The sequence below is a fragment of the Mesorhizobium sp. WSM4814 genome (genome assembly GCF_055811595.1).
In genome coordinates this window covers 23,224-46,837 of the sequence record NZ_JBVVQT010000028.1, presented here as the reverse complement: position 1 = coordinate 46,837, position 23,614 = coordinate 23,224, and the positions used below count along the sequence as shown (strand labels likewise).

The 23,614-nt window shown below is 60.5% G+C and carries 20 protein-coding genes; 6 read left to right on the top strand and 14 right to left on the bottom strand.

The genetic code is table 11. From position 1 onward, the window contains the following. The first annotated feature begins 48 nt into the window (after positions 1–48). The gene (locus tag AC0L2V_RS28500; RefSeq protein WP_473507753.1) at positions 49–1,131 is read left to right on the top strand and encodes an acyltransferase family protein; all 1,083 of its coding nucleotides are present in this window, start codon (positions 49–51) and stop codon (positions 1,129–1,131) included. A 291-nt stretch (positions 1,132–1,422) separates the two neighbouring features. Here AC0L2V_RS28500 and AC0L2V_RS28495 read toward each other — a convergent pair whose 3' ends face one another. The 6 genes from AC0L2V_RS28495 to AC0L2V_RS28470 all read right to left on the bottom strand — a co-directional run bounded on the left by AC0L2V_RS28495 (position 1,423) and on the right by AC0L2V_RS28470 (position 9,114). Continuing rightward, positions 1,423–3,804 carry a polysaccharide biosynthesis tyrosine autokinase gene (locus AC0L2V_RS28495; RefSeq protein ID WP_473507754.1) on the bottom strand — a complete coding sequence of 794 codons (2,382 nt, stop codon included), beginning with the start codon at positions 3,802–3,804 and terminating at the stop codon, positions 1,423–1,425. A 256-nt stretch (positions 3,805–4,060) separates the two neighbouring features. Beyond that, on the bottom strand, positions 4,061–4,957 hold the full coding sequence (locus tag AC0L2V_RS28490) for a UTP--glucose-1-phosphate uridylyltransferase (RefSeq protein ID WP_023796734.1): 897 nt from the start codon (positions 4,955–4,957) through the stop codon (positions 4,061–4,063). A 58-nt stretch (positions 4,958–5,015) separates the two neighbouring features. Beyond that, entirely contained in the window at positions 5,016–5,984 is a 969-nt protein-coding gene (locus AC0L2V_RS28485) for a glycosyltransferase family 2 protein (RefSeq protein WP_473507755.1), read from the bottom strand. Then, entirely contained in the window at positions 5,974–6,924 is a 951-nt protein-coding gene (locus AC0L2V_RS28480; RefSeq protein ID WP_473521823.1) for a glycosyltransferase family 2 protein, read from the bottom strand. Before AC0L2V_RS28480 ends, AC0L2V_RS28485 begins: the two co-directional genes overlap by 11 nt. Continuing rightward, positions 6,924–7,916 carry a glycosyltransferase family 2 protein gene (locus AC0L2V_RS28475; protein ID WP_473521827.1) on the bottom strand — a complete coding sequence of 331 codons (993 nt, stop codon included), beginning with the start codon at positions 7,914–7,916 and terminating at the stop codon, positions 6,924–6,926. Before AC0L2V_RS28475 ends, AC0L2V_RS28480 begins: the two co-directional genes overlap by 1 nt. A gap of 28 nt (positions 7,917–7,944) precedes the next feature. Next, entirely contained in the window at positions 7,945–9,114 is a 1,170-nt protein-coding gene (locus tag AC0L2V_RS28470; RefSeq protein WP_473521822.1) for a glycosyltransferase family protein, read from the bottom strand. 191 nt (positions 9,115–9,305) lie between these two features. On the opposite strand from AC0L2V_RS28470, the gene AC0L2V_RS28465 reads away from it, so the two are divergent. Further along, positions 9,306–10,802, top strand: a complete 1,497-nt coding sequence (locus tag AC0L2V_RS28465) for a lipopolysaccharide biosynthesis protein (RefSeq protein ID WP_473521821.1) — start codon at positions 9,306–9,308, stop codon at positions 10,800–10,802. Between the two features lie 38 nt (positions 10,803–10,840). Next, positions 10,841–11,863, top strand: coding sequence for a phosphoribosyltransferase (locus AC0L2V_RS28460; RefSeq protein ID WP_473521820.1), 1,023 nt, complete (start codon positions 10,841–10,843; stop codon positions 11,861–11,863). Positions 11,864–12,000: 137 nt separating this feature from the next. Here AC0L2V_RS28460 and AC0L2V_RS28455 read toward each other — a convergent pair whose 3' ends face one another. The 8 genes from AC0L2V_RS28455 to AC0L2V_RS28420 form a co-directional block, all read right to left on the bottom strand. Next, a complete protein-coding gene (locus tag AC0L2V_RS28455; protein WP_473521819.1) occupies positions 12,001–13,080 on the bottom strand; it encodes a glycosyltransferase in 1,080 nt (359 codons plus the stop codon). An 80-nt stretch (positions 13,081–13,160) separates the two neighbouring features. Continuing rightward, complete coding sequence (locus AC0L2V_RS28450; protein ID WP_091592804.1) at positions 13,161–13,610, bottom strand: hypothetical protein; 450 nt, start codon at positions 13,608–13,610, stop codon at positions 13,161–13,163. After that, on the bottom strand, positions 13,607–15,067 hold the full coding sequence (locus AC0L2V_RS28445) for a GMC oxidoreductase (RefSeq protein ID WP_473521818.1): 1,461 nt from the start codon (positions 15,065–15,067) through the stop codon (positions 13,607–13,609). The genes AC0L2V_RS28450 and AC0L2V_RS28445 overlap by 4 nt, the downstream gene beginning before the upstream one ends. Before the next feature lie 90 nt (positions 15,068–15,157). Next, positions 15,158–16,489: a UDP-glucose dehydrogenase family protein gene (locus AC0L2V_RS28440; protein ID WP_027151552.1), complete on the bottom strand. Its 1,332-nt coding sequence runs from the start codon at positions 16,487–16,489 to the stop codon at positions 15,158–15,160. 61 nt (positions 16,490–16,550) lie between these two features. Beyond that, positions 16,551–17,420, bottom strand: a complete 870-nt coding sequence (gene exoK, locus AC0L2V_RS28435) for an endo-1,3-1,4-beta-glycanase ExoK (RefSeq protein WP_473521817.1) — start codon at positions 17,418–17,420, stop codon at positions 16,551–16,553. A 143-nt stretch (positions 17,421–17,563) separates the two neighbouring features. Next, on the bottom strand, positions 17,564–17,962 hold the full coding sequence (locus AC0L2V_RS28430; RefSeq protein WP_473521816.1) for a hypothetical protein: 399 nt from the start codon (positions 17,960–17,962) through the stop codon (positions 17,564–17,566). Between the two features lie 266 nt (positions 17,963–18,228). Next, on the bottom strand, positions 18,229–19,242 hold the full coding sequence (locus AC0L2V_RS28425; RefSeq protein ID WP_287171382.1) for a glycosyltransferase family 2 protein: 1,014 nt from the start codon (positions 19,240–19,242) through the stop codon (positions 18,229–18,231). Positions 19,243–19,654: 412 nt separating this feature from the next. Then, positions 19,655–19,975: an exopolysaccharide production repressor exox gene (locus tag AC0L2V_RS28420; protein WP_473521815.1), complete on the bottom strand. Its 321-nt coding sequence runs from the start codon at positions 19,973–19,975 to the stop codon at positions 19,655–19,657. Between the two features lie 554 nt (positions 19,976–20,529). On the opposite strand from AC0L2V_RS28420, the gene AC0L2V_RS28415 reads away from it, so the two are divergent. The 3 genes from AC0L2V_RS28415 (at position 20,530) to AC0L2V_RS28405 (ending at position 23,548) form a co-directional block, all read left to right on the top strand. Then, entirely contained in the window at positions 20,530–21,204 is a 675-nt protein-coding gene (locus AC0L2V_RS28415) for a sugar transferase (protein ID WP_091592795.1), read from the top strand. Between the two features lie 160 nt (positions 21,205–21,364). After that, positions 21,365–22,585, top strand: coding sequence for a polysaccharide biosynthesis/export family protein (locus AC0L2V_RS28410; RefSeq protein ID WP_473521826.1), 1,221 nt, complete (start codon positions 21,365–21,367; stop codon positions 22,583–22,585). A 204-nt stretch (positions 22,586–22,789) separates the two neighbouring features. Further along, positions 22,790–23,548 carry a class I SAM-dependent methyltransferase gene (locus AC0L2V_RS28405; RefSeq protein ID WP_091592793.1) on the top strand — a complete coding sequence of 253 codons (759 nt, stop codon included), beginning with the start codon at positions 22,790–22,792 and terminating at the stop codon, positions 23,546–23,548. Positions 23,549–23,614 lie beyond the last annotated feature (66 nt).

The window sequence follows — 23,614 nt, the reverse complement described above, 5'->3', positions numbered from 1 at the left end:
GCAATAGCCCTTAAACCTTTGCGTGGGGGGCCATTCCGAAGGCACGGCATGGCTCAGCAAAAAACAACATTCGGCGGCGTCGACATCCTGCGTTTTGTCGCCGCTGTCCTCGTGATGGTCTACCACTACGGCTTCTGGGTGTGGGCGTTCCCCGAGGGCGTTTCGGCGCGTGCGACGGGCGGCATCCCGCCGCATCCGGAAATAGGCGGACTGGTCCAATTCGGATGGGTCGGCGTCCAGATATTCTTCGTCATCAGCGGCTTCGTGATCGCCTTCAGCGCCGAGCATTCGACACCGCTGCGGTTTTTCGAGGCAAGGGTGAAACGATTGGCGCCGGCCGTCTGGATCTGCGCACCAGTCACCGCGATGGTGCTGCTTCTGGTCGATCTCAGTTGGCCGACGGACGCTGTCACCACGCTCATACGCACCGCCCTGTTCGTTCCGTTCAACCCCTGGGTCGACAGCGTCTACTGGACGCTCGGCATCGAGATCGCCTTTTATGCCATCGTCTGGATCCTGCTGCGGCTCGGCCGCTTCGACCTGATGGAAGCGGTGGCAGTTGCGCTCGGCGCGATCAGCACGCTTTTCTGGTGCCTGTACTATCCATTCGACTGGACGGACCTTGCCGAGGCGCGCTGGCTCGACCTGCTCCTGGTGCATCACGGATGTTTTTTCGCGACAGGTGTGCTGTTCTGGCTGATGCGTTTCAAGGCAGTGACGCCCGTCCGCCTTGTCTTCTGCGCCTTGTTCCTGGCCGGCAGCGTGCTGCAGATCATAAGTGCTGTCGACGTCCGCAGCATCAAGGTCGAAGCCGCGATGCCCTACGGGCCACCGATCGTCCTGTTCCTCGCTGCCATGGCGCTGATGGCGTGGTCGTTACGGCTCGACCTGTCCTGGCGCGGCTGGCGCCGGATCGGCCTGATGACCTACCCTCTCTATCTGATCCATAATGTCGTCGGCGCAGCCATTCTCGGCGCCTTGATGCGTGCGGGAGTGCCATACCTGCTTTCGGTGGTCATCGTCGGGGCGACCATGATCGCCGCGAGCTGGCTGATTGCGATCGAGGCCGAACCGCGCATCCGGCTTCTGCTCGACCACACCATCTTCCGCTACCGTCTCAAGGCGGCGTAACGCGCCAGCGTTGTCACGCCGGTTCCTGGCTGCAAACGTCCTACGGTGGAATGTCCGGCACAAAGCAGGGTGCGGACGCTTTTGCGCGACCCGTCGCGGCTCGGCGACCTGATCAAGCGACGAAATCGACCGGCACCTTAAGGAACGTCATTCGCCATCGACCCTACCGGCTCGTGCACAGGCTGCCGGTCATGGTCTGTTCGAGAGGCATACGTCTTCGCTCACGACGGCCTCGGCCCGGTATCGGCCCGACGGCGGAAGACGACGATCTGCCGGTCCTACAGACCGGCCTCAGCTGTTCACCTTCGTCCGCGCTTCCGACTTCTCCAGATAGTATGACGAATATCTGTCGAAGAATTTTTCCGAGCCGCCGATCGATCCATACTTCGCCAGCTTCTTCAAATCGACCTTGTTGAGGACGACGCCGACGATCTTGTTGGCGATATAGGATTCCGAACTCAATATGGATTGCACCATCGCACGCGGCGTGCGCCCCCACTCGGTCACGAGCACGAAGCCGTCGGCAAGCGGCGCAAAGGCCTTGGCATCGACCACGGGGCCGAGCGGCGGCAGATCGACGACGATGTACTGGAAGGTCTCCTTGGCATTGTCGATGAAACGCCGCATCCCGGCCGACGACAGAAGCTCGCTTGTGTGCGAGAAATGACCGCGCGGCACGGCGGGGACGATCGCCAGCTTGGTCTGCCGGTCGATCTTGCCGACGGACTGCCAGGTCTGCCCGCTCACCACCGCTTCCATCAGGCCTTGCTCGGCCTCCATGCCAAGACTGCGGCTGAGGCCGGGGTTACGCAGGTCGCCGTCCACCAGCAGCGTTTTCGACCCGTTGGCGGCAAGCAATCCGGCCAGATTCGCCGCCACGGTCGACTTGCCCTCGCCGGGAAGGACCGAGATCACGCCAATGACCCGGCTGCCTTGCCCTTCCATCACCACGTCGAAGGCTATCTTGGCGCTGCGCAGCGTCTCGGAAAACATCGATGCCGGGGCGTCGATGCTCACCCGCATGCGCGCTCGTCTTTCAGCCGCCGATGGTGATGGGGCGGTTTTGATATCCGCCTGACCGTCATCGCGCTTATCGTCCTTGGCGACCTTGCTGCCAATGATCGGCAGGTAGCCGAGGAATTTGAGGCCGACGCGATCGCGAACGTCTTCGCCGGTCCTGAAGAACCGCTCCCTGAACTCATTCAGGCCACCAACCCCGGCTCCCAACATCACGCCAAGCACGAGCGAAAGTCCCAGCACTATGGACGTGCGCGGGGTTGCCGCGGACTTCGGCAGCGTCGCGTCCGAGATGACGCGGATCTTGCCGACCGGGAAGGATTGCTGCTGGGAGGCTTCCTCGTAGCGGCCAAGGAACGTTTGATAGAGCGTCGAGAGCGCCGTTGCCTTCTGCTCCAGTTCGCGCAGCTTGACCTGCGACTGGTTGTCGATGGAACTCTTGCCAGCCGCTAACGCGACATTTGCACGGAGCGCCGTCTCGCGCGCGAGAGCGACTTCGTATTCGTTGCGGTAGCTTTCGGTCAATTGCTTCAGCTCGCCGAATATCTGCGCCGATATGTCGGCCCTTTCCTTGGCAAGTGCGACCGCCTGGGGATGCTCAGCCCCGAAATTGGCTTCGATATCCTGCTGCCGCTTGGCGACAGTGAGATAGCGGGTCTTGAGCGTTGAAATGATCGAGTTGCTCGGCTGGTCGGCGGATATCGCGGCGTCCCTGAATGCGTTGTCCGAACCGCTTTCGACGATCGACTTGTATTGCTGGTAGCGGGCGCTGGCGCGGGCGGTGTCGGCCTGCGCCTCAATGAGCTGGCCATTGAGGTCCGACAGTTGCTTGTCACTGATCAACTGGCCGTCATCGACGGCCAGCCCATGTTCGGCCCTGAACTTCTCGACGGCGAGCGCCGCTGCCTGGGAGCTTTCGCGAAGCTCCGTCAGCCGACCTTGCAGCCAGACCGCCGCCCGCTCGGTCGCATCGAAGCTCGCATCGAGCTGATCGGCGAGATAGGCGTCGGCATAGGCTTTGGTAACCGCGGTCGCAAGTGCGGGGTCCGTGGCCTGGTAGGCGATGGAGATCACATAGCTGCGACCGATGCGCTCGGCTTGCACCTCGTCCTGCAGTTTGAGGATTGCGTAATCGCGCCGCGACGAGGCAATCATCGCGTCACGCGTCGCCGGGTCAAGCTGAGTAACGTCGGCCGTACCCACGGCGGGATTGGGACGGAAATACCGGACCACGCCGCGCACAAAACCGGCAGCCTTCGACACGGCCGACGTCGGAGGGTTCATGAAAGCGTCGTTCTGATCGAGCTTCTGCTTGTCGACGACCACCGCCGCCAGTCTCGCCGAGTGGAGTATTTCGATCTGGCTCAGAATGGCGGAGTCGGTCTGCATGCTGACCGACGCCGCCGAGACCTCGTCAACGACCTTGTTCAATCCTTCGTCGATCAGCACACGGCTCGTCGCCATGTAGGTGGGAGGCGTGGTCTGCAAATAGAGCACGCCCAGAAAAAGTCCGATGGCAGCGCATGCCGCAACCACCTTTGCCTGCCTTGCTGCCATGCCGAGCAGGCGCTCGACATCGATGAAATCGTCGGCGCTGACTGGGTCCGAACTCGGCAATGGTTTCCTCTTGTCGAGAGGAAAATTGGCATAATTCATCTTCGGTCCAATTCAAGTTTGCATCTAGAGCGGCGGTCTCTCAAGTCGAACGCGCCGCCGCTCTATTTTTGTTTGAGCCTCGGATCCCAAACCCTGTCTCCACTCGGATCCGCTGCTCTCGTTTTCAGGCGCTAGAGCGGGAGCATCAGCATATGCCCTACGCAAGCTTCATGCCAGCCACCGCGAGACCTGGGCAGTCAAACATATCGGCATGTCTTGCGTCACCATTCATATGCTTGCTCCCAAAAAATGGGCTTTATGCGGCTTCCACCCGGCGCTCATGCAACCGGACGAACTCCTGAAGCATCTCGAAGATCGGTCCCTTCATGTCGTCGCGCGCCAGCGCGAAGGCGACATTGGCCTGGATGAACCCTTCCTTCGAGCCACAATCGAACATCCGGCCGTTGAAGGGCTGCGCGAAGAAAGCCTGGCTTTGCGCAAGGCGGACCATGGCGTCGGTCAGTTGGATCTCATTGCCGGCGCCGCGCTGCTGATTGCCGAGCAGCCCGAATATTTCAGGCTGCAGGATATAGCGGCCGTTGATGTAGTAGTTCGACGGCGCATTCGCCGGAGCCGGCTTTTCGACCATGGCGGTGACCTCGAAGCCCGAGCCGACATCGGCGCCGCAGCCGACGATGCCGTATTTGCTGGTCTCGGTCGGGTCGCAGCGCTCGACGGCGATGACGTTTCCGCCGGTCTGCGCATAGAGGTCCGCAATTTCAGCGAGACATCCGCGACCGCCGAAGGACACCATGTCCGGTAACAGCAATGCGAAGGGTTCATCGCCGATGACTTCCCGGGCGCACCATACCGCATGGCCGAGACCTTGCGGTGACTGCTGCCGGATGAAGCTCGTCGCACCAGCCACGGGAAGCAGGCTTTCCAGCGCCTGAAGCTGCGCCGTCTTGCCGGTCTGCTCCAAAGTTCCGATCAATTCTGGATGCAGGTCGAAATAATCCTCGATGACCGCCTTGTTTCGGCCTGTCACGAAGACAATGTGCTCGATGCCGGCTTCGAACGCCTCGTCCACCGCATATTGCACGACAGGCCTGTCGACGACCGGCAGCATTTCCTTCGGCATCGACTTGGTCGCCGGCAGGAATCGCGTTCCAAGCCCCGCTACCGGTATGACTGCCTTCCTGACTTTCTTCATTGCATATTCCTTCTGAGGAGATCGACTTCAACCTGTCGCAGGCCGCGAAAACTATTTTTCAGCTGCCTGCACCCTTCACCTCCCCCGCACCCACGGCAAATTGCGCCGCCAACCTTCGCAGCCGAACGGCGATCGGCATGCCCATATGCCAAACCGCCGCCGGATCGCTGAGCGCCGTCCACACCGCCTTGAGTGGGGATCGCGCCTTGATGTGCTGGACCAGAGAAAGGAACGACGCCGCCTTGCGCAGGCTGCGCGTGCGCCTTGCGAAAGCGGCTGCGGCCTTTGCGTCCATCGAATGGGCTCTGGCGAAAACGAGGTCGGCCTTACGCATCGCCTCGACGTGATGAGGTTCGAGCACGCGGGAAATTGAGCCGGTCCGGATATGGTAGACATAGCCGGTCGTCGGCTCGACCACGCACTTGCCGCCCTTGGCCAGAGCACTGGCCAGCAGGATGTAGTCCTCGCCGATGATCAGGCTTTCGTCATAGCGAAGCCCGTTTTCGTTCAGAAACCGGCGCTGGAAGATCGGTTTGAGATAGCCGAGATTGAACCTGGATTCGAAGACCACATTGCCGGCAATATAGTCCGCCAGCGAGATTTCACTCAAACCCTCGAGATAGTCGGCCGGGAACATCGTCTCTTCGGCAACACCGTCCTCGCGAACCACCTGGAGATTGTCGACTGCGATCGCGGCGCCCGCTTTCTCGGCGCGGTCAATCATGGTGCAGATCCGCCCGGGATAGACCGCGTCGTCGGAATCGAGGACCGCCACCCACCTGCCGCGGGCAAGCTCAAGGCCGACATTCCTGGCGCCGCCTGGACCGCGGTTTTGCTCAAGTGCGACGACGCGGACGATGCCTTCGGGGTAGGATCGCGCCAGATCGAGCGTCCGGTCGCGCGACTGGTCGTCGACAACGATCACCTCCACGCTCACATCGCGCTGGGCGATGGCGCTGGCGATCGCCCGCTCGATGGTCAGCTCCGAATTGTAGGCGGCAATGACAAAGGTGACGTCAGGCTGCACGCTTGCCCCCTTCCTGCGGCGAGGGCAGGCCGTATTGGCGGATTTCACGCACGCCGACAAGACCGCTCACGACACCGACATGCATGATGCCGCGAAGCACGCTGCGGTTCCTGCGCACGGGACTGATCGCGACCGGGATTGCCGATGCGAAACAAAAAACCGCCTTTGCCGAGGCGAGGCCGACTTGCCTGACCAACGCGAGGCCATGCGCGTCGCGCCCCAACAGGTGCCCATGCGTCTGCCCGACGCGGAACCGGCGGCGACGGAGCCAGTCGAAAGCCGCCCTGGCGCGGGGCACCACTTCATCGACCCAGGCCTGCGGCGAAAAGGCGATGCGACCGCCGGCCTTGACCATATGGTCGAAGAATTCGGTGTCCTCGCCACCGGTCTGACCACGCGCCAGGCTGAATCGCCGGCCGCGGAGGCTGTCGGCGCCCATCCTGAGCAGGACGTTGCAGGTGTAGCCGGTGCGGATCTCGCCGCCCACCCAGACGGGCAAGGTGGAGTGAAAATCGCCGCGGCGCATCCAGTTGGGCGCATCCGGCCGATAGCGCGCCCGCACTGGCCCGAGCACGGCGGCAGCGCCACTCAAGTCCGCCGTCGCAACCAGTTCGACAAGCCATCTCGAGGATGCCGTTTCGTCATCATCGAGGAAGGCGACGAAATCCGCCGTGCTGGCGTCGAGGCAGGCATTGCGGGCGATTGAGATGTTGCGTGCCGGGCAATGACGATAGCTGATCGGCAGCTTCAGCGTCTCCGCCAGCGTCGCCACCAGCAGTTCGGCCGTCGCACCGTCATCATTGTCGGCGACGATGACGCGGATGTCGAATCCCGAAGGCACGTCCAGGGCGGCTACCGAGCGAAGCGTGTCGGCAAGCTCGGGCCGCCGAAACGTGCAGACGCAGACGTCGACGCTGCGGTTTTTTTCGGCCACACCCATCACGCCACCCTTCTACGTTGCAATCGCGGTCCAAGCAGTTGCAGCCAGAAACCGACGGACCAGCCGAAATGCATGACCATTGCCGAAATCCCGGCAAGGGCGCTGTCCGGATTGCGCTGGCTGATCGCAATCCACACGCCATAGCCGAGACAAACCGACGCCCACACCAGAATCGGCATGACTGCCAGCCAATGCACGAAGAAAAAGGCAGAGAGAAGGACGACAGGGAACACCAGGAGCGGCACCATCTGCCGGACCTTCGGTATCATGCGGTGCTTGAGAACGTTCTTTGCCCGGCCGCGGCCATAGCCGAGATACTGGAAATAGAGGCCGGCGAGCGACGAGCGCGGGTAATAGATCATTTGCGTCTTGCCGCTCATCCAGATCCGGTAGCCGGCCTTGCGCAGCCGGTAGTCGAGCTCCGCATCCTCGTTGTGGCTGAACGTCTCGTCATAGCCGCCCACCGCCTTGAACGCCGAAATCCGCATCAGCGCATGGTGACCGTGGTCGACCCACTCTCCCGCCGAGAGATGCCGGTGCTTGGAGCCGCCCGTGCCGAGCTTGGAATTCTGTGCAGCCGCAACCGCGTTCTGCACTGTGCCGCTGCCGCTGGTCAGCATCGAGACGACGACCGAATCGGCGCCGGTGGCCAGCGCCTCTTCGATCAGCCGGTCGCAATAATCCGGAGGGTAGCCGCCATGCGCGTCGATGCGAATGAAATATTCAGCCCCATCGCCGTACCTGGCGATGGCGAGATTGATCGCCGCGCTCTGGAGGCGCTTTTCATTGTCAAGAAGGATGACCCTCGGATCCTTCCTGGCGATCTCCTCGACGATCGCCCTGGTGCCGTCCGTGCTACCGCCATCGGCAACGATGATCCGGGCGCCGAGCCTTTCGGCGGCCGGTCGAAGCTCGTGAACAAGCGCACCGATGTGAGCCGCTTCGTTCAGGCACGGAATCACGATCAGGTTGGACGGCATTTCGGTCTGCATCATCGGCCCATGTCCTTCCCTAGCCATCCTAAGCCAGTGCCTCGGCAGCATATGAACCGGGCGCGACCGTCAATCCGCGAAGCTTCTCGACGAGCGCCCGGCAATCGCTGCGATCGTGGCTCCAGGTTCGAGGATTGCGGGCAAGAACACTCGCCCGCAATTTCCCGAAACGATGCTCCTCCAACTCGCCCAAGGCAGCCTCGAGTGCCTCGGGAGTGGCTTGAGGCAAGAGAACACCGATTCCCTGCTGGTCGAGGAACCGTCCGGTTTCGGTGTGGCCCATCGAGATCGGCACGGCGCCGAAGCGGCAGCCCTCGTAGAGGCGGTTGGGCAGCAGCCATTCAGAATTCAGCCCCTGCTCGAAAAAATCGATGGCCCAGGAAAAATGAACCTCACGGTAGATCGTCGCCATATCTTCGGGATTCCGATAGGGTCCGCCAAACGAGAGCCAAGGCTCGGATTCGACGAAACCGTGGAAATCCGGAAATTCGGAAAGCGCCGGACGGCCCCTGAGGACGATTTCGAAGCGGCCCTCAAGTCGTCGGGAAAATTCGGCCAGCAGTTCCAGGGAGCGGCGGCATCGGAGCGCGCCGAACCAGCCGATCCGCCAAGGCGGAGCGAAGGGCTCCGCCGCCGCGCGATCATTCAGCGAAACCGCGGCAGGCTCGAAATATTTGTTTTCGAGCAGTTCGACCGGCGCGGCAATCTGCCCGAACGGCTTGAAATAGTTTGCGATGAAGGCCGGCGAACTGGTGACCAGCAGCTTTACATCCCTGGCCAGATAGCGCTCCGCGCCGCGCATCGCCTTGCCCAGAAAATCGTCGCGAAGCATCAGGCGATGGATGTCGAGACACTCATAGACGATCGGCACGGTTGCCTGGAATGCCGATTTGGCACGCCGGGCAAGCGCCAGCATTTCCAGATTGCGCGCGATGATGAGGTCGGGTCTGGGCATCGAACCGAGTTTCGACCCGATCGAAACCGCCGCCTTGGTGACCGCTGCCAGCCGCTGGGCGAATCGCCCATCGCGCGTTGCGCCAAGATCGATCGGATGCAAGCCCTCGACCTCGGCGATCGGGCTTGCTGACCGGCGAAAGCCTGCCAGTGTGACCTGGGCGCCGCCTGCCTTGAGCATTATGATCCGCCGGCGCACTGCCGGATCGGAGACGTCGTGCACCAAGTACAAGACATGCAGCATGAAAAACTCGACCGCTGTTGGCCCGCCCGAAAGAATCCTAGTACAGCTCGTGCTGCATCGCAACATTTTTGGTGCAGCGTAGCAAAAATCAATGTTTTTTGTTGCGCTGCAATATTATTGCCGTAGTTTGATGGTGGCATCGGGCATGGGCCGGGACTCCGGGACCGGCACGAAAATCAGGGACCCTGAATTTGCAAGCCAATGCATTCGACCCGCCAGAGGGCTCTCTCCGCAGATCGGTCGGACGCGGCGCTATCATTACGGCTTTGGCGCAATCGGTGCGGGTTGCGACGCAGATCGTCTCCGTCATCGTGCTGTCGCGCCTGCTCTCGCCGCAGGACTTCGGCGTCGTGGCGATGTGCGCGCCTGTGCTGGCGTTCATCGCGCTGTTCCAGGATTTCGGCCTGACCCAGGCGACGGTTCAGAAAAGCGGAATCAAGCATGAAGAGGTCAATTACCTCTTCTGGGTCAATGTCGCGGTTAGCGCATTGCTCGCCTGCGTGCTTGCCGGCGCGGCGCCTCTGGTCGCCGCCTTCTATGGCGAACCGCGGGTGTCTGGTCTGGTGGCAGCACTCGGGCTGCAGATCATAGCCTATGGGCTGGGCGCCCAGCATCTGGCGCTGTTGACACGCCGAATGCAGTTCGCTCGCTTGGCCGTCATCGACGTCGCAAGTGCCATTGCCGGCCTTGCCGTATCGATCGCCTGGACTTTCATCGACCGTTCCTACTGGGCGCTTTTTGCCGGCACCCTGACAGCAGCCGTACTGCCCACGCTTTGCTACTGGGCAAACTCGCGATGGCGCCCCAGCCTGCCGCGCAAGGTCAACGGCATTGGCGAGCTGATCAATTTCGGCGCCGGCATCACCGGGTTCAACTTCGCCAACTTCTTTGCCCGAAATCTCGACAATGTGCTGATCGGAAAATACTGGGGCGAAGCGCAGCTTGGACTCTATGACCGCGCCTACAAGCTGCTTCTGTTTCCGTTGAGCCAGATCACCAATCCGCTGTCGAAGGTCATGGTGCCGGCTCTTTCCAGGCTGAAGGACGAGCCGGATCGCTACCGCAGCGCTTATCTTCGCGTCATGCCGCTGATATTGCTGGTCGCACTTCCGGGTGTCGCCTTCGCCATCGCCATGGCCGACGTGCTGATACCGTTCGTGCTCGGCGAGCAGTGGCGGCAGAGTTCCAGCATCTTCCTGGCGCTCGGTTTTGCCGGTCTGCTGCAGCCGCTCAACAACCCGGCGGGATGGCTTTTCATCAGCCAGGGCCGCTCGGGCGATTTCATGCGCTGGGGCATCATAACAGCCTTGACGTCGGTGCTGGCCTTCCTGATCGGCCTGCCCTATGGCGCGCTGGGCGTGGCGATCGCCTATGCGGTCAGCGAGTATCTCAGAACGCCTTTTCTGTGGCTGTATATCGGAAAGACCGGGCCGCTGCGGGCAAGCCATATGCTTCGCGCGGCAACGCCCTTCGTGCTTGGCGCGCATCTGGCGCTTGCCGCGATCTGGTTCGCCAAGCCGTTGCTGCCGCAACAGCACATCTTCGCGATGGCGAGCGCGGTGGCGCTGTCCTACATGATCACGGTCATGACCGCGCTGGCGTTTGCTTCCGGCCGCGAGGCGTTGCGGGAGGCCCTAAAACTGCTGCCGGCGCGGGCGCCTAAGGCCGCACCAAGCGAGGCGAAGTAACTTGCACGGACATCCATACGAGGACCAGGTCTGATCCCATGCACTACCGATCGATCTCCGACATGAATGATGCGATTGTCAGAAACCTTCACCGGTTGCCGCGCGACATCGACCTGGTGGTCGGGGTCCCGCGAAGCGGCATTCTCGCCGCCACCCTGCTCAGCCTGACGGCGAACATTCCGATGACCGACCTGGATAGTTTCCTGGCCGGTAAGATCTATACTTCGGGCGTCACCAAACGGCGCGCCGCGCTCGACCGCCAGGCGACCGATATGCGCAAGGTCCTGGTGATCGACGACAGCGTCAGCGGCGGCGCTGCCATGAGAGAGGCGCGCAGCCGGGTAGAGGCCGCCGGCATCAAGGCGGACTTCACCTTTGCCGCGGTGTTCGGCCTGCTGCCCCAACACGAGGAAACCGACATCGTCCTCGAGGTCGTGCCGCATCCAAGGATGTTCCAATGGAACTTCATGCACCACAAATTCCTCGCGCAAAGCTGCGTCGACATTGATGGCGTGCTTTGCCTGGACCCGACCGAAGCAGAGAATGACGACGGCCCCGCCTATGAGAAATTCCTGGGCGCAGCGCTGCCTCTGTTTGGCCCGACCCGCAAGATCGGCTGGCTCGTCACCAGCCGGCTCGAGAAATACCGTACGCTTACCGAAGCATGGCTGGCAAAGCACGGCATAGAATACGACAAGCTGATCATGCTTGACCTGCCGAGCAAGGCTGAACGGCAACGGCTTGGCGTGCATGGCAGTTTCAAAGCCGATTTCTACCGCAAATCCGATGCCATCCTGTTCATCGAAAGCGAGCACCAGCAGGCCCTCAAGATCGCCGAGCTTTCCGGCAAGCCGGTGCTGTGCGTTGAAACGCATCTGGTAATTTATCCTGACACGCTGTCACTTCCGGCACTTGGACAGGCGGCGCGCAACCTTCCGGGCAGGTTAAGGCAGATCAGTTCGCCTGACGGGCGCAAGACGGCAATCAAGACCGTCGCGCGCACGCTGCTTGGCGAACGCGGTTACGAGACGCTCAAAAGCCGGGTCAAACGACCGGCTTGAACCTGGTTTCGGGACTTAAAGCGCGTCACGCGACGCGCGCTTTGTTTTGTTTTATGCAGTCGTTATCGCAAAACCGCTACGCACCCTCTGGTCAAGCCCAGGGTCAGGCCCGAGGGAATGCTTTTGCGCGACATGGGTTAGGCGGCTTGCCGCGAAGGCTGTTGTGTCGCCCTCTCCAGCATCGAGAAGAAGGTCGCGAATTGACCCGCCGGATCGAGTTCCGGGCGCTCGGAGAATGCACGCGCCGCCGCTGAAAGCCGCCCATATTCCAGGCTGTCGGTCCACAGACGCCTGACCACTGCCACCCAGTCGGCGAGTGGGGCATCGTAATCCAGCACCACGCCACCGGAGCCGATCGCTTCGGGCAGGCCGCCACGACGCGAGCCGACGACTGGAATGCCGCTGCAATGGGCTTCCGACGCCACCCGACCCCAGGCCTCTTCCCATTTGCTGGGAGCCAGCAGGATTTTCGTGCGGCCGTAGACCGTCTTCATGTCGTTGGTCCGGCTCTCCAGGGTGACGTTGCCGAGCGGCGCGATCGTCTGCTCGATCCGGGCCCGATGATCATCGTCAAGCTTCCAGCTTTCGACGAACAGGAACGGGATTTCAGAGCAGGCGGCGGCGATGCGCACCGCAAGCTCGAAACCTTTTTCCTCATAGGGGTTGATCAGCGTGACAAAATCGCCTGTCGTCGGCGTGCGGTAGAGCGCGGGATTGATGGTCGGCGGTATAACCGTCGAATCGATATCGAATTTTGCCTTGTAGGTGCGCGCCGTGAACTCGGAATTGGCTATGTAGAGCGCCGAATGCAGCTCGCGCAGATCGCCGCCCAACTCGTGGAACTCGACATTCCTGAGATAGACGACCAGCGGCACGCCTTCGGTTTGCAGCGCCTTGCCGATCGGAACCGACTTGTGGCACTGGACCACGGCGACATCCGGCCTCAGCTTTTCGACGGCGAAACCCGCCGCCTCCCAGGGAAACCAGGCGCGCACGACCGGATAGCCCGGAAAGCTGTCGATGACAGCGCGCTGCCTCAAAAGTTTCATCTTGGCGCGCGCCTTGTAGCCGAAGACGCCCTGGCCGAACAGGGCGGCGAGCACCGAAGCCTCATGCCCGTGCTCGCGCAACTGTTCGGCAAGGTGATGGGTGCTGGACTGGACACCGCCGCTGAACTGGGGCGTGTAACCGTTACCGCCTGCAAAAAGCACTTTCATGGTTTCGGCTCCTTGTCGCATTCTCAAGTTTACGGGCAATGACGCACGGCTTATTTACGGGTGCTGGCTTGCGACCCGCTTCAAGCATCCTGCTGCGTCTCCAAATTGGCGAACGGATTGGTACACGGCTGCCATCCGGTGAACCGGACCGGGTCGGCTGGCGAACTGCGCCGGGCGTAGTCGGTCAGCATATGGAACTCGGCAATGACCCAGCGGTCGAAATGCCTCAGGTCCTCTTTTTTCTGTTCGGGCAGAAACCGGCGTGCGGCGCCCAATTTCAGCGCCTCAAGCACAGTGACAGCATCGCCCAGCTTTGTGTTTGGAAATATCCAGGGGTTCCGCTTCTGGAATTCCAGGACGAACTGCTGCAAATGTTCGATGCGCATGTTCAGCCTGCCGAAATATCTTTCGAGCGTGACGCGCACCAGGTCTTCGTCCGAAAGCGAGGAAACGGTGGCGTAGGCGATGCCGGTCGAAGCAACTCCGCCAGCCATGATGGCCAGTGCCGCGCGTCGCGAAACCTTGGTCATCCGGCCATTTCCTTTCCTGCTATCCGGCTCGCCGCCCGCAGGGAGAGGGCTGCCGCCGTCAGGCTCGGGTTGGCGCAGGAACAGCTTGGATATGTGCTTGAGCCGACGACAACCAGGTTCCTGAGCTGATGGTGGATCATGTCCCGATCGACCACCGAATCCGCCGGGCTCGAGCCCATCCGCAACGTGCCCTGGACATGCGACTCGGTGCGCCGGATGCCGCGATCGAAGATCTCTTCGACCGGCAGCGGCGCCAGAAGCGCCGCCAAATTCTGCTTTGCCCGCCCCATGCCCTTGACCGCATAGTCGGATGCTCCCGCGAAACTGACGAAGGCGTTTTCATCCTCGTCGAGAACCACGAGATTTTCCGGGTCGAGCAGGTCTTCGGTAACAATGATGATGGGAAGCGTCTGACGGACACGTCCCTTTTCAGGGCGCATCCCGTGCTGCCAGCGGTTTTCGAAATAGACCAGCGCCGCCGCATGGTCCGATCTGTGAGCGCCGTCATAAAGGCCGAAATTCAAGCCGGTGGTGATGGTGCTTCCGTCGAAATTATCGACACCGTCGAGATAGGCTTCGAAATTCCATCCGTAGGATTCGTGCAGGCCGCGCCCGACGAATTCGCCCGACAGGCCGGACCGCAACATGATCGCCGGGCTCTGGATGGCATTGGCGCCCAGTATGAAAAGATCGCCGCTGACCGAATATTCCTTGCCCTCATGCACGAATGCGACCGAACGGACCGAACCGCCGATATGGTCGAGCCGGCGCACTTCAGCGCCAAGGCAGACCGAAACGTCGGGATGCTCGAAGACGTGCATCAGGCCATTGTTGGCGGTGAATTTGGCATCGACCGGGCATAATCCGCACCGCAAGTTGGCGCAGCAAGAAGACCGTTGCGCGGTCGGCACGCGCGCGCGGGCTGTCGGCATGACAAAATGCTGGTCCGGCTGCGCCGCTTTCATCATCCGGTCCGGCGTCGACATGTGATGCGGTGGCTGGGGAAATGGCCTGGAACGCGGCATCATCGCCGCCATGTCGGGGTCGCCTGAAATCGACATGACGTCCTCTGCATCGCAGTAAAACGGCTCGAGCTCGTCATAGCTGATTGGCCAGTCGTTACCGACGCCGTAGAGGCTTTTCAGCCTGAAGTCGTTCGGGTGAAAGCGCGGCGTCTGGGCGAACCAGCAATTCGTTCCGCCACCCAATCCGATGGTGTAATTCCACGGCTTGTCAGAGTTGGTCTTGTAGGTGGTCTTGTCCTCGATGTCGGTGTTGACGTTCTGCTCGAGCTGCCATTCATGCGTGTTGTGCCCGCCCCATTCCAGAACCAGAATGCGTGCCTTTCGCTGCTTGGCGAACGCATGCAGGAAGAAGGCCGAACCGAAACCGGAACCGACTGCGACAAGATCGAAATGCTCGTTGGCGATCTGTTCCGGCCTGATGCCCAGCACCATCAGAGAAGACCCCTTGTTGACACGAGCGCGTTCATCGAAGCCTTCGCGATCGTCCTTGATGTCCTAGCCACCGGCCTGTCCCGCCTGATCTCACGCCGCCATCCTGCCGATCGAGTGATATTCGATGCCGTAGCGAGCGATGACCTTGGGGTCGTAGAGGTTTCGACCGTCGAAGATGATCGGCGTGGACAGCGCATCCTTGATCGCGTCGAACGACGGTGCCTTAAAATTCTTCCACTCGGTGGCGATCATGAGCGCATCGGCGCCACGCAGCGCTGCCTCCTTGGTCCCGCACAAGAGCAGATCCTCGCGCAGTCCGTAGACGGCCTGGCATTCCTGCATCGCCTCGGGATCGTAAGCCTGCACTTTGGCGCCGGCCTTCCAGAGCGCTTCCATCAAGACCCGAGCCGGCGCCTCACGCATGTCGTCGGTATTGGGCTTGAACGCCAGGCCCCACAGCGCAAAAGTCTTGCCCTTCAGATTGCCGTTGAAAGAGCGGTTCACCTTATCGAACAGGACCGATTTCTGTTCGTTGTTGCGTTCCTCGACGGCGCGCAGCAGCTTGGCATCGAATTTGACGCCTTCGGCGGTCTTGATCAGGGCGCGCACATCCTTGGGGAAGCACGAGCCGCCATAACCGAGGCCCGGATAGATGAAGTGGTAGCCAATGCGCGGATCGCTGCCGATGCCCTTGCGGACCTCCTCGATGTCGGCGCCGAGTTCCTCGGCCAGGTTGGCCATTTCGTTCATGAAGCTGATCTTGGTCGCCAGCATGCAATTGGCCGCGTATTTGGTGAACTCGGCGCTGCGCACATCCATCACGATCATCTTCTCGTGGTTGCGGTTGAATGGGGCGTAAAGCTCACGCATCACCGCCTCGGTGTCCTCGCTGCCGGTGCCGACGATAATGCGGTCGGGCTTCATGCAGTCGGCCACCGCGGAGCCTTCCTTGAGGAATTCCGGATTGGAGGCGACGTCGAAAGTAAGATCCTCGCGGCCCCGCGCCTTCAGCGTCACGGCGATCCTTGCCTTAATCTTTTCGCAGGTGCCGACAGGCACGGTCGACTTGCCGACGACGATCTTGGGCGCATCCATCTCCCGGCCGATGGCCTCGGCAACGGCCAGCACATATTTGAGGTCGGCCGAACCATCCTCGCCCGGAGGCGTGCCGACAGCGATCATCTGGATCTGGCCATGCTTGACGGCGGCCGCGGCGTCGGTGGTGAACTTGATGCGGCCGGCCGCATGGTTCTCCTTGACGAGGTTTTCGAGCCCGGGCTCGAAAATCGGAATGAGGCCCTGATTGAGCCGCTCCACCTTTTTCACGTCGATGTCGACGCATAGTACCTGATGGCCGACTTCGGCAAGCACCGCCGCCTGCACCAGACCGACATAGCCGATTCCAAAGACCGTTAAATTCATTTGATTTCATTCCTGTTCAAGACTTCGGAGCGCTTTCGGCCCGGCCGGTTCAGATTGGTCTTTACTTAATGCTGCATGCCAGCGATTCCGGAAACTGGCATGGCTGGCCGAGCGCCGTGAATGCGATGCGATCCACTTGCAAGGTAAGCTTGCGACCCGGATCCGAAAACGGCCCCAGCCATTCCTTCATCGTGTCGCTGCCCCAGAGGCTAAAAAATATCTTTTGCGCATGGCTGGGCAGCTTTGCCGGATCGGTGATTGTGTTCACCAACTCGCCGTTGACGTACCAGCGCAGCCGGTCCTTCTCCCAGACGAAGGCGTAGTCGTTAAAAGCCTTGTCGGTGCCGCCAGCTACATCGACCACTTTCTCGTTATTGCCCTTGCCGGCGATGTAGGCGTTGACCTGCACTTTGGAGGTGTCCTTGGTCAGCACCTCGAAGTCGATTTCATCCCACGGCTGCTTGTCGGTTGGGCCGATGTAGGTGAAGAAGGAGGCATTGATGCCAGAGCCCGAATCGGTTTTCATCCGCGCCTCATAGGTGCCATAGCCGAAGCGCTGCTTGGATTGGACCTCGCCGCAGGCAAAGTCGCGATCCTTCACCTTCTGCTTTTCGAAACCGAGCGTCAGCATGCCATTGGAAAGCTTGACCTGTCTTTTGGACCAGATGCAGTTCTGATACTTGCCGTTCGCCCAGCCGTCGGCAATGTACCAACGCGCCCGGTCGAAGCTGGTGAAATCATCGACGAACGATGGCGCAGTCGGGATGTCCTGCGAACGGGAGGGGGTCGAGCCCGCAACCAGGCTGCCGAGTGCGACCAGCAGAAACGCTCCGCCCGAACATAGCTGCCTCAGTTTCCCTTGCCTCATGATGTGCGTGAACGGCCGGTCGCCGGTTGCTGGGGTGGACGTGCTTTTCGAATCCGCGTTCATACCAAACTCACCTTGTGCTGTGCGCCCCCCAACCCAAGTCGATGTTCAAAACCATGACGAAACGAGCTGATCTTGACCTTCTGCCGGTAGCTCCCCGGTTGCCTGCTTCTTGCCCAGTGGCGCCACCCAGGCTCTTTGAAATTTCACCCCGCGCCGGCGGCCGGGTTGGCGAAATCGGCCTTGGTGGTCGAGCCAGGTTGGGCGCTTTCGTCGAAGATAGCATCCAGCGAATGCCGGAGACCCTTCATCAATTCGTTCTGGCGGGCGAGCGCCGCGATGCGCCGCTCATAATTCAGGATCGACTTCGTCAGTTCGCTGACCTCGGAGGATCTGCTGGAGGAGGCCGCGCCATTTTCCATCGCCTCGACCAGGAAGGCGGCGTTGGTGGCCTTTGTCCGGTAGCGATTCTCAAGCCCGTTTTTCTCCGCCTCGATCTCGGCTGCGATCTGGTCAAGCAGCTTTGCCAGGCGGTCAAGGCGCGAGATATCGGTCTGCCTGTCTCGAGCCGGATCCCTTGATCTGAAGCCAAATATCGAGGCCATGCGCTCAGTTTCCTGTCATAGCCGGCCTAAGCTGTCCCTTGTGCCCGGCCGGGCCAAAAAAGTTCTTGTCGCATCGTCCAGCTCCTCTGACAGGCGGACATTTTCGGCCGATTCAAACAGCCAATCAGAATTGCTGCACCGCAACATACATGCCATTCCCAACGCGAGTAGGCAACCACCTAGTGCGGCGAATCGGAAATTCGCATCGCTTTGAGGCAGGGTAAGGACCTGTTGACATGATCGGTGTGGCGCGCCGGCGGACCAGCTCAAGCCTCGCCGACCGGGCTGGTTGCGGCCATGAGAAAGCGCCGCGACGGCACAGGCTGTTTCGAGCCAAAGCCGGCGCGGCGAAACAGCGCATCCAGCTTGTCGGCGGCCACGCCGCGAACGATGGGAATGAGATTGGATTGGCTGGCCAGGGCGTAGGCCGCAGCCGCTGTCAGCCCTCTCTCGTTCTTCACGTCAAGGAAGTTTCGCAACCGATATTTGTCGCGTACCTGCCGTTCGTGCTTTCTGAGCACGGCCTTGGAGCCTTCCGGCAAACTGTCGATCGCCAGCAGCGCCAGATCCGCGTCGGCCAGACGCTTGAGATCCTGCGTCTTGTGCTGGCCGCTCAGCGAATCCGCGCGAACGATCGCTCCGTAGCCGCAGGACCTGATGACCTTGAAGCGCGCCCCGCAAGCAACTGCGCGCGCGTAGAGTTCATAGTCTTCGCCCAGCCGCAGGTTTTCGTCATAGCGCAGCCCATGCCGGTCCAGAAAAGCGCGGCTGATCACTGGCTTGAGGAAACCCAACTCACCTCTCTGCACACGACGACTGGAGATGTTGCCTTCGATGAAGCGCTCGAAATCGAGAAATTCCGGATCGGCCGCAAACCGCGGAGCGGTGATTTTCGAAACGTCGGTCGCCGCATCGTCCCTGATCATCATGATGTTGTCGGCAGCGAAATCCCAATCGGCGCTGGCGAACAACTCGCGAAATCTGCCCTCGAGAAAAAAATCGTCGGCGTCCAGAATGCTGATGAATGGCGATTTGGAGCTGGCGATCGCGGCGTTGCGGGCCAAGGAAGGACCGCCGTTGACGTCGAGCCGGATGACAGAAAGCCTGCCGCTGCCATCGTCGGCCGCCCGAACGACTTTCGCGGTATCGTCAGTGGACGCGTCATCGACGACGACGACTTCGGCCACCTCCGGCTCGCGCAAGGCCGATGCGATGGCAACCGCAATTGTCCGCGCCGCGTTGCGAGCGGCAATGATCACGCAGACTTCCGGTTCTGTCATCAATTCGCCTCTCGACTGCACAGGTAGCTCCGAATTTCTCCCCCAATGCAGCTCTCGTTCTCACTGACTGCCCGGCTGTACGAAACATCAGCCGGCACTTATGCTGCGAGTGCGAAGCATCGTTAAAATCACTCGCTCCGTCCAGTCCTTCCTTTCGGGGTCGTCATGGCGCAAATCGACGGGCGGTGAAATGCCAGCGGATAGGCGGGCCGCTTCGCACACCGTCCCTGCCCATTCTGGATGGGGCGTCGGCGCACTCGAATGGCTGATCACCAAGTCGATCGACAGAGCTTAGGCAGGGTGGCTGATTCAGAGGATCTTAGGCTGAAGGGGAAGTCCGCAAGTCGGTTGCCCAGGATGCTGTCGGGCGAGCAGTCCGCCAGGGACCCGGCCGACGCTACCTGCCGTCAGGTCAGTGGAGGCTTCTCCTGGCACTGAACTTCTCGCCATCGGCCGCTTCGGTCGAACTCAGCTTTCGTTCGACGTCGCGAATCTTGTCAGCCGACGTCGGGGTATTTCTGGCAACCATGGCGAAAACGAGCACAAAGTAGCCCAGTTGAATGACAATGGCGCAGGCTATGGCGCGAAAAAGCGTTGTGCCTAGCGAAGCGCCGTCGAGATAAGACCAGGCGACCACGATCGCCAGCGCGAAAATCATGCCAATAATGAATTTTGGTAGCGACATACCCGACAGCCCGTGAACCTGCTCGGGCAAAAATCGATGATTGACCACCCCGAGCCTCCCTTCGCCATGCGAGCTTGTTGAGGCCACCCGCTTTTTGGCCGGTTGCTTCCGGCCTTCCCACGCTGTCCATACTCTGACAGAAACAATTTGCAACTCTATTAAGGTGTGCAATAGCGGGCAAGGCCAGCCGCAAATTATTTTGCATAAGTTCGGGGGATCGACTCTGCCATGTTGCGACGCACACCCCGGCATCACAACCAATCACCCGGTATGGACTCACGTCAGTAAGAGCCGCAATATTAATCAGTATTTTACTTTAGGAGCGCTTTATATTTTAAAAAGCTACAGCACGATAATTCTCAACCACGCGGCACAAAGAGCGATACGCCCAAAATCAGCCTCAAAAAGGCACTAACTTTTTCAAGGTTGCCCATAATTTGTCACGAACGCGCCATAAAAGGCCAAAATTTGCGCAGGATCGGTTTATTATTTAATCAATGCATGACGCGATTATTTCAGGCGCTCAAGGAATTGTGTGTTGCGATGCAGCATTTTTTTGATATCGTGCGGCAAACCATCCGTTCAACGTATGGAGTTTATGCATGAGGGACGTAGCCAAGCCGGCCGACGCGGATTTTCCACAGGCCGGTATCGACTTTCCACCAATCGGCGGCCTGCTCAAACGCAGCTTCGATATCGCCGGTTCACTGATTGGGCTGGTTGCTCTCAGTCCGCTGTTTGTGATGGTCGCGCTGCTTGTCAAGTTTTCCGACGGCGGGCCGATTTTCTACGGTCACAGGCGGATCGGGCGGGGCGGACGGATTTTCCCGTGCCTCAAGTTTCGCACCATGGTGCAGAATGGCGAACAGGTGCTGGCGGCATACCTTGCCGCCAACCCGGACGCCAAGGCCGAATGGATAGCTACCCGCAAGCTCAAGAACGATCCGCGCGTCACGCGTGTCGGGGCCGTGCTGAGGAAGCTCAGCCTCGATGAACTGCCGCAGATTATCAACATCCTTCAGGGTGACATGAGCCTTGTCGGTCCTCGCCCGGTGGTGCGCGACGAACTCGAAATCTACGGCAGTTCGGCCGTCTATTACCTGAAATCGCGCCCTGGCCTGACCGGGCTCTGGCAGGTCAGCGGCCGCAATGACGTTTCCTATGACAGCCGTGTCGCGTTCGATCGCCACTATGTCGAAAACTGGTCGCTGTTCGAGGACATTCGCATCATCATCAAGACCGTGCCTGCCGTCTGGATGTCGCGGGGCTGCTATTGACCGGCCGGCAGCCGGTTGTGCGCGGAGTGACTGTCCAGACGCCAGGCATTCTGCAGCAAGCTTCATCGGACCGGCCCAAAGCGAATCGGAAAACATACAGTTGAAAACAGACATCTTCGAAATCTCCCGGGCCGGCACGGTTAGCAACCGCATGCGACGCATGCGGCTTATGACCACTTGTTGCCTGGCGCTGGCGCTCGCCGTTCCGCAACTTGCCGCGGCCGACGAGTACCGGCTTGGATCCCAGGACAAGCTGACCATCCGCGTGGCCGAATGGCAGACCGTTGAAGGCACGTTCCGCGACTGGACGGCCGTCAACGGAGAATACACGGTCGGCCCGTCTGGAACATTGTCGGTGCCGTTCGTCGGCGAAATGCCGGCATCCGGCAAGACCACATCCGAGATCGCGGCAGCGATCAGCCAGGCGCTCCAGCGCAAGCTCGCTCTGGCGGACCGGCCGGAAGCCTCCGTCGAAATGGCGCAGTACAGGCCGTTCTACATTTCCGGGGAGGTGCAGACGCCGGGCCAGTATCCCTACGTGCCCGACCTGACCGTCCTGAGGGCGATGAGCATCGCTGGCGGTGTCCGGCGGGCCCCCGAAGGACAGCGGTACGACCGCGACATGATCAACGCCAAGGGCGAGTTTGACGTTCTCCAGGACCAACGGGTCCGACTGATCGTTCGGCGCGCGCGCATCGAAGCACAGATCGCCGACAAGCCGACATTCGACGTGCCGAAAGAGCTGGCCGAGGATCCGAAGCTGGCAAGCATCGTTGCCGACGAGATGGCGATCCTGACGGCCGATCAAAAGAATCTCAAACTGCGCCTTCAGGCGCTCGACGATTTGAAGAAGCTGCTGCAGAGCGAGATCGATTCGCTGCAGAAAAAGATCGTCAACCAGCAGCGGCAGGTCGACCTGGCAAAGGAACAGCTCAGCGGCATCGGTTCGCTGGCGCAAAAGGGCCTTGTGGTCAACACTCGGGTTCTGGGCTCGCAGCAAACGATCGCCGACCTGGAAGGACAGATCCTGGATTACGAAACGGCTATCCTCACCGCCAGGCAGTCGATCAGCAAGGCCAACCAGGACGCCATCGACCTGGAGAACACCCAGAATGCCGACCTCGCCACTGGCCGGCAACAGGCAGAAGCCGATCTCGCCGAAACAATGCTCAAGATGAACATGCACACCGGCCTGATGGCCGAAGCCATGTCGGGGAACCCGGCGCTACAAGGCTATCGCGACGGCGAAGAGCCAACGATGTCGTTTGGCCTGGTCCGGATGGTCGACGGCAAGACCAGCGAAATCGCCGCCAGCGAAGATACACCCGTGCTGCCTGGGGACGTGATCAAGGTGAAGCTGGTGCCAATGGCAAGCCAGTAAGCCTTCGAGCGATCGGCGGATCCGATCAAGCCGAACAAGATTCGATCGGCAAAGAGTTCGACCCGGACGAGTTCGACCATGAACTCGTCGACACTGTGCTCGCTGCCCGACAAGCCAGCCTGCCGCCAACTCGGGACGTGAGTAATTACAGCGCAAGGAGATGTTGTGCTTTAGCTGCAACTCAAATCCGAGGAGGACTTCGTCATGCACAGTGCAAGGGACGAAATCGTCAGTCGAGAAAGAGAATTTCACAATCTCAGGTTTAGTCAGGAGGAGGATCCAAGAGGAAGCCTGGACAAGTGGTATCGAACGATTCGACATGGCGCTGAACGTCAAGACGAGCAGATAAAACGGCTTTCGAAAAATGCAGACGTGCTCGAGTACGGTTGCTCCAATGGCGGGTGGTCCCTGCATTCCCTGCACCTGCCCGATCTTTGCCGATCTCTGACGGGGATCGATATTTCGGATGTAGCAGTAAACAAGGCGAACGAACGGGCGAGCGCGCTTGGAAGCACGAACGCTACATTCCTGGCGATGAATGCGGAAGCCATGTCGTTCGAGGACAACAAGTTCGACCTGGTGTATGGACGCGGGATCATCCATCACCTGGACCTGGACCGGTGTTTTTCCGATGTGGTCCGTGTCCTGAAGCCGAACGGCGTGGCGTCCTTCTACGAGCCGATGGGACACAATCCGCTGCTGAATGCCTACAGAAAGCGGACGCCCCTCATCCGCACCGCTGATGAACATCCCTTGCTGATTTCGGACTTCGCTTTGGCCCGCCGCTATTTCAGCGATGTCCAGGTGGACTATTTCGGCCTGTGCTCCGTAGGAAGCGCGCTGATGCCGCGAACCATCTCGGAGACCGTCTACACGGTTGGCAAAGCTGTCGATTCAGTGGTTTTGACGCTTCCCTTTGTGAAGCGGTTCGCATGGTACGCGCTCCTGACCCTCAGGGCCTGATCAACAGGCAGCAAACCCAACTCGGGCGAGGCTCGCCTGCTGCCTGTGAGATGAGATGATTGCTTG